General features: G+C 68.4%; 10 protein-coding genes and 2 pseudogenes. All 12 read left to right on the plus strand.

Features of this window, described 5'->3' with window-relative positions:
* Positions 1–46 precede the first annotated feature (46 nt).
* Positions 47–3,058 carry a lantibiotic dehydratase gene (locus tag F8568_RS30360; RefSeq protein ID WP_202125532.1) on the plus strand — a complete coding sequence of 1,004 codons (3,012 nt, stop codon included), beginning with the start codon at positions 47–49 and terminating at the stop codon, positions 3,056–3,058.
* Entirely contained in the window at positions 3,055–4,296 is a 1,242-nt protein-coding gene (locus tag F8568_RS30365) for a lanthionine synthetase C family protein (protein WP_151597119.1), read from the plus strand. Before F8568_RS30360 ends, F8568_RS30365 begins: the two co-directional genes overlap by 4 nt.
* Positions 4,297–4,326: 30 nt before the next feature.
* The gene (fxlM, locus tag F8568_RS30370; protein ID WP_151597120.1) at positions 4,327–6,414 is read left to right on the plus strand and encodes a methyltransferase, FxLD system; all 2,088 of its coding nucleotides are present in this window, start codon (positions 4,327–4,329) and stop codon (positions 6,412–6,414) included.
* Positions 6,415–6,418: 4 nt separating this feature from the next.
* Positions 6,419–7,540 (plus strand): hypothetical protein, encoded by a 1,122-nt coding sequence (locus tag F8568_RS30375; protein ID WP_151597121.1) that lies wholly within the window; start codon positions 6,419–6,421, stop codon positions 7,538–7,540.
* A gap of 119 nt (positions 7,541–7,659) precedes the next feature.
* Entirely contained in the window at positions 7,660–8,199 is a 540-nt protein-coding gene (locus F8568_RS30380; protein WP_328601094.1) for a DUF6879 family protein, read from the plus strand.
* A 19-nt stretch (positions 8,200–8,218) separates the two neighbouring features.
* Complete coding sequence (locus F8568_RS30385; protein WP_151597122.1) at positions 8,219–9,082, plus strand: helix-turn-helix domain-containing protein; 864 nt, start codon at positions 8,219–8,221, stop codon at positions 9,080–9,082.
* Positions 9,083–9,197: 115 nt separating this feature from the next.
* Positions 9,198–9,566 carry an ATP-binding protein gene (locus tag F8568_RS30390; RefSeq protein ID WP_160573809.1) on the plus strand — a complete coding sequence of 123 codons (369 nt, stop codon included), beginning with the start codon at positions 9,198–9,200 and terminating at the stop codon, positions 9,564–9,566.
* A 41-nt stretch (positions 9,567–9,607) separates the two neighbouring features.
* Positions 9,608–9,787: a hypothetical protein gene (locus F8568_RS30395; protein ID WP_151597124.1), complete on the plus strand. Its 180-nt coding sequence runs from the start codon at positions 9,608–9,610 to the stop codon at positions 9,785–9,787.
* 253 nt (positions 9,788–10,040) lie between these two features.
* A complete protein-coding gene (locus F8568_RS30400; protein WP_202125533.1) occupies positions 10,041–10,799 on the plus strand; it encodes a hypothetical protein in 759 nt (252 codons plus the stop codon).
* Positions 10,800–10,821: 22 nt separating this feature from the next.
* Positions 10,822–11,742, plus strand: coding sequence for an aminoglycoside phosphotransferase family protein (locus F8568_RS30405; RefSeq protein WP_151597125.1), 921 nt, complete (start codon positions 10,822–10,824; stop codon positions 11,740–11,742).
* 44 nt (positions 11,743–11,786) lie between these two features.
* Positions 11,787–12,086, plus strand: a pseudogene (locus F8568_RS48790) (helix-turn-helix domain-containing protein); the annotation flags it as partial.
* Positions 12,073–12,510, plus strand: a pseudogene (locus tag F8568_RS30415) (transposase); the annotation flags it as partial. The pseudogenes F8568_RS48790 and F8568_RS30415, both read left to right, overlap by 14 nt.
* Positions 12,511–12,685: the final 175 nt, after the last annotated feature.

Raw genomic sequence — 12,685 nt, forward strand, 5'->3', positions numbered from 1 at the left:
CCGCGCTGCCGCCTACGAGGGCCCGGCTCTTCCGCCATGGCCCGACTTGACCGATTCGACGTCCGCGCATGTGCCCGCGTGGATCGCGTGGCTGCAAGCCGTCTGGGAGATCGATGACGTCGCCGAGGCGCTGTGCCATGCCAGCCCCGCGCTCGCACGTCAGGTGCGGGTTCTATGCGCTGCGAAGAAGCCGCGAATCCGTGAGACCCGGCGTGCCATGCTCTCCGTGGCTCGGTATCTGCAGCGCTTGGTGGGACGCGCGACACCGTTCGGATTGCTCGCCGGCGTCGCGTCCGCGCCGTTCGGCGGCGGCCCCTACCTGCACTGGGGCGCCCGGCACCACGCCGTGGCCCGCGCCGGCGCGGAGTGGCTGGTCGGCATCATCGCCCGGCTGGAGGGTTGCCCGGAGCTCCTCGGCCGGCTGTCGGTCGTCGCCAACAACACGCTGATGGTGCGCGGCGACCGGCTGATCGTCCCCTATCGGCCTCTTGCCAACGGACGGGGGACGGGCGCCGCGGAAGTGTCGCTCCGTCACAGCACGGCGGTACGGACCGCGGTGCAATGGGCAGGCACGCCGATCACCTTCGACGATCTGGGCGCCAAGCTCCAAGCAGAGTTTCCCTCCGCCAGCACGCAGCGGATCACCGCCATGCTGACCGAACTCGTACGGCGCGGTGTCTTGATCACAGGCTTGAACGCGCCGAGCACCGAGCCCGACGCTCTCGGCCACCTGGTGGAGCAACTGCGCGGAGTCGACGCTTCGGCCGTGGAATCCGTTGGCGGTTTCGTCGCCGAGCTCATCGAGGTTCATGTGCTTCTTCAGAAGCACAATCGGGCGGCCCCGGAGGCGGGGCCGGCTTTGCGAAGGGCGGTTGCCCAACGGATGAGCGGCCTGGTTGGGACCCAGAAGCATCCGCTGGCGATCGATCTGCGGCTGGACGCGGCGGCAGTACTGCCGCGCGAGGTGGCACGGGAGATCGAGCGCGCTGCCTGGACGCTCACGCGCTTGAGCGCTTTCCCCGCTGGTTCGCCGACATGGCGCGCTTACCACCAGCGTTTCTACGAACGATTCGGTATCGGGTCGCTGGTACCCGTGCTGGACGTCGTGAGCGACAGCGGCGTCGGCTGGCCTGACGGGTACCCGGGCACGGTGACCCCCGCCCGCCCACCTTCGTTGTCGAGCCGCGACCAAGTGCTGCTCGCCCTGGCCCAGAACACCGCGATCGACGGCCGCGACGAGGTGGTGTTGGACGAGCAACTCATCGCGGCTTTGGAGTTGGGGCCTGAACAGCGTCGCCCGCCGCCGCACCTGGAGATCGGCGTCCGCGTGAATGCCGCGGACCAGAACGCGTTGTGCCGAGGGGACTTCACGCTGGAGGTGGTGTCGGTCTCGCGCGCCGCAGGAGTCCTGTCAGGCCGGTTCCTGAGTGTCCTCACTCCACAGGACGCCACCGCCTTGTCCACTGGGCTGTCCGATCTCCCAGCCAGCGATCAGGACACCTTGCCAGCGCAGTTGTCGTTCCCGCCACTGGATCCGGCGACCGCGCACGTGACCCGCACACCGCGGACGCTCCCGACTCTGATCAGCCTCGCCGAACACCCCGCCGACGACAACAACGCGCTGACCGTCGGCGACCTTGCGGTGGGCTGCGATGGCCGCAGGATGTATCTGGCAGTTCCCGCCCGCAGGCAACGACTTGAGGCGGCCGGGCTCCACGCACTGAACCTCAAGACCCACACACCCCCGCTCGCGCGGTTCCTCACCGAGGTGAGCCGGGCCCACTGCGCCCAGGTAACGACATTCGACTGGGGCGCCGCCGCCCACCTCCCGTTCCTACCTCGACTGCGCCATGGACGGACCATCCTCTCCCCGGCGCGGTGGCGACTCGAAGCGGCCGACCTTCCGGCCAGCTCACAGCCGTGGGACGAGTGGGACGGCGCCCTCTCCGCCTGGCGGGCCAAGCGCCGCACACCGCGTCTGGTGCATCTGTCCGAAGGCGACCGGTCACTGCCTTTGGACTTGGACGCCCCAGCACACCGAGTTCTCCTTCGCGCCCATCTAAGGACCGCGTCTCACGCCCTCCTGACCGAGGCGCCCGCGCCGGAGGCCGCCGGCTGGTGCGGTGGCCGCGCCCACGAGATCATCGTGCCGCTCGCCTCCAGCGTGCCCTCTCCGTGGCCTCGGCTGCCGAAGCCATCGCGGGAACGAGTCGTCAGCCGGCATGAACAGAGCCAGACGCCGGGCGCATCCCCGGTGGTACTCACCTGCCTGTACGGGGACGTCCACCGTCAGGACGCCATCCTTGCCGAGCACGTGCCGGATCTGCTTTCGCGCTTCGATGTGCCGCCTGAGTGGTGGTTCGTCCGCTACCGCGATCCGGATCATCATCTGCGGCTACGCATCGTCCTGCGCGACCAGACCGCGTTCGGCGCTGTCGTCCGTGAAGTAAGCGGCTGGGCGGACGAACTCCGCCTTCTCGGATTGCTGCGCGAGGTGGCGTATCCGACGTCTCATCCGGAGACCGGCCGATGGGGTTCTGGCCCGGCGTGGTCAGCGGCCCAGAAGGTGTTCAGCGCCGACTCGAAGGCTCTGCTCGTCCAGCTCGGCCTGGCCCGGCGGCCGCAGCGGCAGGCGCTTGTGGCCGCTCACACCGTCGCGATCGCCACGGCCTACACGGGAAGCGTCGCGGCGGGCATGCGGTGGCTCATCGACAGCGTCCCCGCCGCCGCGCCGACAAAGGTTCCACGACCTGTGTTCACCGAAGCCGTCCATCTCGCCGATCCCAGCAACGGATGGGCGGCACTGCGCTCAGTACCCGGAGGCGCGGCCATTGCCGAAGCGTGGAAGCCACGCCACCGAGCCGTTGCGGAGTACCGCGCGCACTTGCCTGGCCCCCACACCAGCGGCATCTTGATCGACGAGGTCCTGCGATCCCTCATGCATGTGAACTTCGCCCGTGCCTGCGGCATCGACTTCGACGACGAAGCCATCGGTCTCCACCTCGCCCGCTCCGCCGCGCTTTCGTGGACGGCCCGTACAACGGGACTACGTGGATGACCAGCGAACTCTCCAGCAACCCCGCCGAGGCCATCGCCGATCGCCTAGCACATCCCGACACCGTCCCCGGCCACGTCAAGTGGCGCCCATGGTGGCGTCAATCGCTCGCCCACGGTGCACCCGGCATCGCGCTACTGCATATCGAGCGTGCCGCTGCCGGTCTCGGCTCGTGGCAACGCGCCCACGACTGGCTCGCCTACGCCACCCGCGCGCCGCTGACCACCGGAACCGACAGCCACCTGTACTACGGAGCCCCCGCCATCGCCCACGCACTCAACTGCGCTGCCGAGCAACGCCCCGGCAGCTACCGAGGAGCCCTGGACCGCCTCGACGAAGTGATCGGCGCCGACGCCCGCGCCCGCGTCGATGCCGCCCACGCCCGAATCGACGCAGGCCGGCTCCCCGCCCTGGCCGAGTTCGACGTCATCCGCGGCCTGACCGGCATCGGCTCCCACCTCCTCCGCCGCGATCCAGGCGGAAAGCCGCTACGGGCCATCCTTGAATACCTGGTGCGCCTTACCGAACCGATCACCGTCAATGCCGAGACGCTGCCAGGCTGGTGGACCGACACGGGACCCGACGGGCGCCGCAAGGCTCGATTCAGCGACGGCCACGCAAATTCCGGACTCGCCCACGGAATCGGCGGCCCCCTCGCCCTGCTCGCGCTAGCCGCTCAACGCGGCGCCACCGTGGACGGCCAACAGGACGCGATGGGCCGCATCTGCGTCTGGCTCGATCGCTGGCGCGTCACCACTCCGACCGGTCCCGCCTGGCCGTACTGGGTCAACCGTCCCCAGCTACGCGCTGGGCACCGGGTCGTCTCCGGCTCGCAGCGTCCTGGCTGGTGCTACGGCACCGCGGGCCTGGCCCGCGCCCAGCAACTCGCCGCTCTGGCGACCGGCGACGACGACCGCCGGACGATGGCCGAGCAGGCATTGCTCCACGCCCTGACCAACGCCACCCACCCCGAACACGGCGACCCATCGCTGTGCCACGGACACGCCGGCCTCGCCCACATCGCTGCACGGGTCGCCGCCGACGCCTCTCCCGATTCCTTACGCCGCCTGCGGGGTCGACTGCCGGATCTCCTCCGCTCCACGTGTGCCGCCCTCATCAGCAGTGAGGTGGCCGAACTCGATCCCGCCCTTCTCGAAGGCGCGGCCGGTATCGCTCTCGTCCTTTCCAACCCCGCGACCATCCCCAGAACGACCTGGGACGCATGTCTGCTCGTCGCCTGATCGCCCCATACCGGTAAGGACCCCACTCCAATGCGTGCACCTGGCTGGCACCAGCTCGACATCGCGTTCCCCGACCATGCGACAGCCGTAACCGTCGCTGCGCACCACCTGCGTCCCGCACTGCAGGCCGCCCAACACGACGGCCGCCTCCGCGACTGGTGGTTCCTGCGCAAGAAGTCGTGGCGGCTGCGCTACCGGACCGACACGTCCGATGCCAGCCCGATACCTGACCTGCTGACCAAGCTCACCGCCCACGGTCGGATCAACGGCTGGACGTCCGGCATCTACGAGCCGGAGGAGGCGGCGTTCGGTGGAGAGGCGGCGATGGACGTCGCGCACACGCTCTTCCACCACGACAGCCGCCACATCCTCACGCGAGCTGCGCGGCGCGCCAACCCGGCTGTCGGTCAGCGCGAAACCACGGTCCTGCTCTGCAGCACGCTGTTCCGCGCCGCCGGGCTGGACTTCTACGAGCAAGGCGACGTCTGGAAGAAGGTGGCCGAACTCCGGCCCGTGGGCTCTGCGGCACTCGCTCCCGAACGTGTCGCCGCACTCGGACCGGCTATGCGGCTCCTCATGACCGCCGATCCCCGCGGCCTTCGCCTTCCAGCCGGCGACGACCCCTTCATCGACCAATGCGGCTGGCTCACCGCCTTCGAACAGGCGGGCCGTGACCTCGCCGTTCTAGCTTCTCAAGGACGGCTGTCCCGAGGGCTTCGGGCCATACTCGCCCACCACGTCGTCTTCCACGGGAACCGAGCCTCCGTGTCCACCGCAGACCAAGGCATCCTCGCGCACCTGGCGGCCGGTGGCGTCTTCGATACCGACGCCAGCGATTCACCCACGCCTACCACCTCAACTACTAAGGTCCGTCTGATGACTACGCTCAGCGACGACAACTCCATAGTGTCCGCCGATCGACTGCGGGACGCGCTCACCGACCGGCTGCGTAAGCACGGCGTTCTGCGCAGCGCGCGAGCCGAGGCCGCGTTCCGGCAGACGCCGCGGCACCTGTTCCTCCCCGGCGTCCCTCTCGACCAGGCCTACGCCGACAAGCCCGTCTACACCAAGACCGACGGGAACGGCGTGAACATCAGCGCCGCTTCAGAGCCGTGGATGGTCGCCGCGATGCTCGACCAGCTCGACGCGCACCCCGGCGACCGCATCCTGGAGGCCGGAGCCGGCACCGGCTACAACGCCGCAATCATGGCCGCCATCGTCGGCGACGCCGGCCACGTCACCACCATCGACGTCGACGAGGACCTCGTCGCCGGCGCCCGCGACCATCTCGCGGCCGCCGGTATCGACAACGTCGAGGTGATCCTCGGTGACGGTGCGCTCGGCCACCCCGCCAGCGCCCCCTATGACCGCATCATCGCCACCGTCGGCGCCTACGAGGTCCCCACCGCGTGGCTGGACCAGCTCGCACCCGACGGACGCCTGATCGTCCCCCTGCGACTACGCGGCACCAACTCCCGCAGCATCACCTTCGAACGCACCGACACTGGATGGCGCAGCCTCGACAGCCGCCTGGCCGTCTTCATGCCACTACGCGGGATCGGCGACGATGCACGCCGCTACATCCACCTCACACCCGAGCAGGACGTGACCCTCCAGACCCACAAAGACCAAACGGTCGACGCCGCCGCAATAGCCGACATCCTGCACACCCAACGACACGAGAAGTGGACCGGCGTTCTGTTCCCGCCCGGCGTCCCGTTCGAGTGGATGGAGCTGTGGCTATGCCTGCGCCTCGACAACGCGCTGATGCGGATGAACGTCAAACCCCAAGCCAAGGAGCGCCTGAGCTTGGACCCCATGTTCGCCTGGGGCGCCATGGCGACCGTCCGCGACCAGGACCTGGCCTACCTCACCATCCGCCCCGCCCCGCCCGCCGCTGATGGCGGCAAGCTCTACGAGGTCGGAGTCCTCGGCCACGGCCCGACCGGCCACCACCTGGCCCACCAGGTAGCCGAAGAGATCCGCACCTGGGACACCCGCTACCGCTCCCGCACCGTCCACTTCGAACTCCAAGACGCACCGGCACCGGCCGACCCCGCCTCCGGCCGATTCGTCCTGGACCGGCCACATCACCCCATCACGATTTTCTGGGAGTGACTCCGTGGACGCCACCGAGCCAGCGCTCCGCTGGTTCCCGCTCGTCGCACGCGCCCGTCCCGCCTGCGCGCCGCTCGACGTGCGCATGGCGGCTCTCTGCGCCCTAGCAGAATCGGCGGCGCAAGCGGAGGACCAGGCCGCCGCGTCCACCGTCCACAACCAGGCCGCCCTCCTGACGTCCGATGTCGGAACGTCGGCCCTCGCCCGCGAGCTGTGTCACCGTCATGCCACCCTGTACTTGCGCGCCTGCCCGCTGGACGCCAAGGCCGCCCGCCGGGCACTCGAACCACTGGTCAACCTCGCGCGACTACGCATCCGGGAGGGCAACGGAGCGAGCGCGTTCGACCTTCTGGCCGCCCTTCACCAAGCCGTCGAGCGTCGAACTGACGTTGTCATCGACGAACTGTCCGTCCCCGTATCCACACTCGTCAAATCACAGGACGAACATCAAGAACTGCGCCGATGGCTGTGGAGCGTCCACCTCGCCGACGGCACCCGGGCGCTGACCAGCACTGGCAACTGGCAACAAGCGCTCGCCCACCTCCGCCGCCACAAAGGCGTCGGCCAACGCATGCTCGACGGCCGCCAAGTAGCCGTAATAGCCCACCTCATAGCAGGCGCCAACCAGGAAACCCTCCGGCTCCTCGCGGAGACAGACGCAGACGACCCGTACGAAGAAGCGGTCACGGGTTGCCTGGCCATTCTCTACCGCCGTCACGCCGGCCAGCCGCTCGCGGCGAGCACGGCTGATTCGGTACGCCGCTGGCAGCGGCTACATCCGACACCGAACCTGGGCGTCTTCCATACCCGCCTGGGCCTGGCTCTGATCGATGCCGCCGACTGCCGTGAGACCTCCACCGCCCGCTCGATCACCGTCGCCCTTGCCGAGCAGGCCGTCGCCGCCAAGGACGGCTTCGCCGCGCGCGACATCCTTCGCCATGGCTGCCACCTCCCGACGCGGCAACAGCTACAGCTCCGCGAAATACTAGAGGCATCCGGTCTCGGCCAGGGATCGATACCGCCGGACCTTCAAGCGCGACTGCGAGCAGCAGTCGCCACAGCCGAATCGGTCCTGGTCCAAAACCGGCGCCCGGCACCAAGCCCGCGCACGCTGCCCATGTCCTGACCGGACGCGTTCCGTCCGGAGGTGCTTATCGAACCCGAGAAGGAACGGTCCTCTCGCCTTTCACGAGACCGTGGTGAGGTTCCCGGACCGGATGCGGGAGACCATCTTGGAGGCGCTACGTGACGAGACCCCGACCTGAGGACCTGGCCCCAGAAGACTTCGCCGCGCTGTTCGCCACGGTGGAACGGACAGCAGTTCACCTCGAACTCAGGGATGCCTACACGCCCGACGACCCGCTCTTCCTGCGGTGGCTGGAGGGTCAGGTGACCCCCGCCGACATCGCTGAGCACGAAAACGGGTGGGCGCAGATCGTACGGGCGACGGTGGGACGCGGCGTCACCATGCGTCGCGTCCGCGTCGTCTCCGAGCCGTTGGCGCCGTTCGTCCGCTTCGAGTACGACGGCGCTGGCGCGCTCAACGAGGCGGCGGGCGAACAAGTCCGCTGGTTGCCTCGTCAGCAGGCTGCCGGTCTGTGCTTGCCCGCGAACGACTTCTGGCTCTTGGACGACCGTCTCGTTCGGTTCGGCTACTTCTCCGGCATCGGGGATTACCTGGGTGCGGAGCTGACGGACGACCCTGCATTGGCCGAGCAGTGCGGTAGCGCTTTCGAGGCGGTCTGGGAGCGGGCCACCCCGCACAAGGACTACCGCCCGCAGTAGTCAATCGATACTGATCACCGTGCCAGCACCCCAGTACCCGGCCGTTCAGGCGGCTCGCCGAGCGCTCGCCGACCGCCTGCGCGAGATCCGCCTGAACTCCGGGATCAAGACCAAATACCTCGCCGAAGCCGCCGGGTGGGACCGGTGGAAGGTCGGCAAGATCGAGCACGCCCAGCGCGCTCCGACCGTCGCCGATATCAGGGCCTGGTGCCGCGTCTGCAACGCCGAAGACCAGTGCGACGACCTCATCGCCGCTCTGCAGTCCGTGGACTCGGCCTACTCGACCTGGAAGCGACTCCAGCGCGGCAAGGGCGGTCTGCGGCGCCTTCAGGAGAGCCGGCTGGCGCTCTACGAGGGTTCCTCGACCGACTGGACCTACTGTTCGCAGGTCGTACCGGGCCTCCTGCAGACGCGGAATTACGTCGCCGAGCTGCTCACCCTCGTCTCGCATCGATCGGGCGGGCCCGATGACGATGTGCCCGGTGCCGTAGCCGCCCGCATCGACCGGCAGCGGGTTCTGTGGCGCCCAGGCCGCAAGTTCCTGTTCCTGATGGAAGAGGCAGCGCTGTACTACCGGCTCGGAGAGCCGCAGGTGATGGCCGACCAGCTGTCCCACCTCGCCAACATCACCGCCTCAGCGATCCCCTCAGTGGCCCTGGGGGTGCTGCCCTTCTCACGGCCCCGCTCCCAGTGGGTCTTGGAGAACTTCACCGTGTTCGACGGCGACAAGGTGGAGGTGGAGATCCTGTCCGCCCTGGTCACCATCACCGCGCGCGGCGAGGTGTCCCTCTACCTGTCTGCCTTCGAGGAGCTCTACCGCTCCGCTGTGTTCGGGGAAGAGGCAAGGAGGCTGATCGAGGCAGCGGCGGACACCTACCGCTGAGGTTTCGTGCCTCCTTTTGCCTCTCTCCTGGCGCCGAGACTCCCCCACGAGTCAGTGTCGTATGACACACACGGTTCGCCGGCAGGCGGACGCGGTTCCGACTCGGGAGTCACCGATGACCACAGCAGCGCAGGAGACTCAGAAGATCCTGATGGATCACGAGTTCCTCGCGACCCCGGCAGCCGTGGGCATCACGCGCCGCGCTGCCGTGCGCGCGCTGATCGTGTGGGGACTCACCGACGCCCAGACGGCAGACGTCGAGCTGGTGCTGTCGGAGCTGGTGACGAACGCGGTCAACCAGGCGCGACACGAGAAGTTCAGAGTGCGGATCTGCGAAGAGATCCCCGACACGCTCACCATCGAGGTCTGGGACCCCGTCCCGGCGCCGCCGTACCGCAAGGCTCCGGACCGCTATGCCGAGACCGGGCGTGGACTCCTCATCGTGGAGGGCCCTCGCCGCCCACTACGGCTGGCGGCCGGCTGACGACGGCAAATGGGTCTTCGCCGTTCTGGAGGTACCCCCGTATGTCTGACAGCTCCGCGATCGTCTCGGGCAAGACCCTGATCTCGGTCCCGGCCGCACTGGAGATCGCCCATGGCGCTTACGAGCAGGCGATGGCGCAGCACGGCCTGTTGCCTGACTCCATCAAGACCATCCGGGCGATGGCCGAAAAGAACGTCCGGGAGTTGGAGACCGAGGAGTAGCCCTCACCAAGATGCGCCTCCGGGCCGCGGCTAGGAGGTCTCCGTCCGGCCCCTGCGCCCGGCGCGGCCAGGAGGGCACCAACGGACGCAACGGCAAGGAGAGGAGGAAGAAGGGTTTCGCAAGAAAGACGGGTGGGGCCTGCTGACTCGGCCAAACGAACCAGCAGACCCCGACGGTCCCGGCCGTGGTCGGGTGGGACCGATGGTCCAACGCGGCGAGCCACCGCCGCGCTCAGTGGCCCAAGGAGAGCCAATGTCGATCTTGACAGAGAAATCCCCGCTTGTGATCCGGGCCGAGCTGCCCGCGCCGTTCCACGACGGGTGGAACACGATGCCCGGCGTCACCGTGGACGGCACGACACTGACCATCGACGCCGCCGAGTACTTCTTCCGGTACGACAACCCCACCTGGCTGGTGTGCGACTGGACCAGCGTCCGCACCGACCTGCTGGAGGCCCGCGAGACCGGATCGACGACCATCGAGCAGATGGCCCTGGACCACATCCGCCGGCACGGCCGCGTCACCACCGACCCGGCCGAGGTGCTGACGACCGCGTACGCGGTGTACTCCTGGCTGTTCCGCCCCGAGCACCTGGCGGACCCGTCGCTGCAGCGGATGGGCGTCACCACCGCCCAGCTGCGCATCCTGGTCGAGATGGGCACAATGATGGCGCTCAACCGCGTCGAGGTGTCCGGCGAGATCACCAACGTCGGCCCCGCATGGATGTTCGGCGAGGCCGCCAAGGTCGTCTTCGGTCTCACGACCGCCGAGGCCGAGATGATCGACGAGCTGTACCACGGCTCGTGGTTCAACGAGCCGCGCAGGGTCGAGCAGGTCAAGGCGCACGTCGCCCTGGGCGGACGGCTGGTCCACGGCTGCCAGTCCGGCGCCGAGGTCAACATGGCCGGCGGATGCGTCGCGCCGTTCGGCTTCGACGTCAGCGAGTTCCGGCGTGAGCTGGCCGGCTTCCGGGACGAGTGGGTCGAGCGGGTGCGGGCCTGTGGCAAGTAGCCAAGACCAGGGGCGGGCGGAAGTGTCCGTCCGCCCCGCCGTCCTGACCGCACTGGCCAACGAGATCGGCGTCAAGGTGCAGCGGCGCGAAGAGGTCCGGATCTGGTCGATGTCGGCGGTGGAGCGGCTTCACCTGACCGACGGCTCCACACTCATCTTGAAGTACGCCGACGAAGTGTTCGCCGACGAACCCGACGTGCTCGCCCACGCCGCCAAGCACGACGTGCCCGTGCCCCGCCTGCTAGCCAGCACTCGGCAGACGGACGGATCAGCAGTCATGATCCTGGAAGACCTCGGCGAATCAGTCCGCAAGCCCTCGCTCGCCGACGCCGCCACCGCAGCAGTCTCCATCCACCAGTGCCCGCCCTTGGCGGGTAGGCCGGTCCTGGACGATCGCGCTTTGGTAGAACTGCCGGTCCAAGCCCTGCAGTGGCTGGACGCGCTTCAAGCTGCGGGCCGGTGGAGCGACGACCCCTTCGAGATCCGCGCCGGGTTGCAGAAGCTCGACGACGTCGCCTCCCGGCGAGCTCGGGGCGCGACCATCTCGCCCTACGGGATGTGCCACAGCGAGTTCCACCCCACATCCCTGATCATCCAGCCCGAAGGGCCACCGCGCATCCTCGACATGGCCCGCGCCTACACCGGCAACGGCCTGCTCGACCTGGTCTCCTGGCAGGGCACTCCCGAACCCCTGGATCTAGAAGCGGTCAAAGACCTCATCGACGCCTATGTAGCGGCCGGCGGCACCGCAGAAGCCGAACTCGACCGCGGCGGCCTCCCCGCCCACGTCTGGGCGGCGGGTTGGGACAAGCTCTGGATCGTCGAATGGTTCATCCAGAGCAACTACCGATGGGCGGACCCGGGCAATCCCGCGCGAGAGCACGCCGTGCAGCAGGCCATCAGCCGGCACCTGTGGGAGGCGGTGACATGCCTGGCGAGCTAAAGGCTGTCCCGTAACGTCGGGCGCCCAAGATCGTTGATCTCGACGTGGAGCAGGTGATCAGGCCCGATCGGGACGAGTGGGTGCCGGTGTTCACCGGCCTGTCGGTGCGGCAGTTCCGTCGCCTGGTGTGGATCGTTGCAGGTCGGGGCGGTGAGCAGACCGGTACCGGACAGCGCTGGAGCCTGCCGCTGGCGGACCGGGTCCTTCTGATCGCGGTGTACTACCGCACCAACCTCACACTGCGGCAGGTCGCACTGCCGTTCGGGGTCTCGAAGTCCGCCGCGCACCGCGTCGTCGACCACCTGGCGCCGCTGCTCGCACTGCCCCGGCGGCAAGCCCGGGTCGGAGATCCACTTGCTGGTCGACCGTGCCGGTCTGCCGCTGTCTGTCGGGATCTCGGCCGCCAACACCCACGATCGCCAAGGCTTGGAACCGCTGGTGCGCGGCATCGCGCCGATCCGTTCCCGGCGGGGACCGCGCCGCCAGCCCGGCGGGCGGCGTCCCGGCAAGCTGCATGCCGACAACGGCTATGACTACCGCGATCTGCGCCGGCGGCTGCGTGCTCGTGGCATCACCCCGCGTATCGCCCGTCGTCGAATCGAAAGCTCCGACCGGCATGGGCGTCACCACTGGGTGGCCGAACGGACGGTGTCATGGCTGAATGGCTTTTACCGTCTGCACCGCCGCCACGAACGCAAGGCCGAACATTTCCCGGCCTTCATCGGCATCGCCGCCGCCCTCATCCGCCACCGCCACATCACCAAATGAGTCACGGTCTAAGAGGGCGTTTGGACCTTATATGTAGGGAATGTGTAGGTCCTCGTGCGAGCTAGCCGCAGCCAGACAGAGAGATGAGAGATAGCTGCTTTCGGTGAGGCTTGTGGAGCATCGGACCAGCATGTTTCGTGGTCGTTATTCTGTCTCATCCCGAAAACGCGGGTTG

The sequence above is a fragment of the Actinomadura physcomitrii genome (assembly GCF_008923205.2).
Classification (GTDB): Bacteria; Actinomycetota; Actinomycetes; order Streptosporangiales; family Streptosporangiaceae; genus Spirillospora; species Spirillospora physcomitrii.

What these genes read in the sequence shown, in the direction of transcription:
- F8568_RS30390 (WP_160573809.1), top strand. Translation starts at nt 9,198, where the DNA reads ATGACCACAGCAGCGCAGGAGACTCAGAAGATCCTGATGGATCACGAG.
- fxlM (WP_151597120.1), top strand. Translation starts at nt 4,327, where the DNA reads ATGCGTGCACCTGGCTGGCACCAGCTCGACATCGCGTTCCCCGACCAT.
- F8568_RS30365 (WP_151597119.1), top strand. Translation starts at nt 3,055, where the DNA reads ATGACCAGCGAACTCTCCAGCAACCCCGCCGAGGCCATCGCCGATCGC.
- F8568_RS30400 (WP_202125533.1), top strand. Translation starts at nt 10,041, where the DNA reads ATGTCGATCTTGACAGAGAAATCCCCGCTTGTGATCCGGGCCGAGCTG.
- F8568_RS30395 (WP_151597124.1), top strand. Translation starts at nt 9,608, where the DNA reads ATGTCTGACAGCTCCGCGATCGTCTCGGGCAAGACCCTGATCTCGGTC.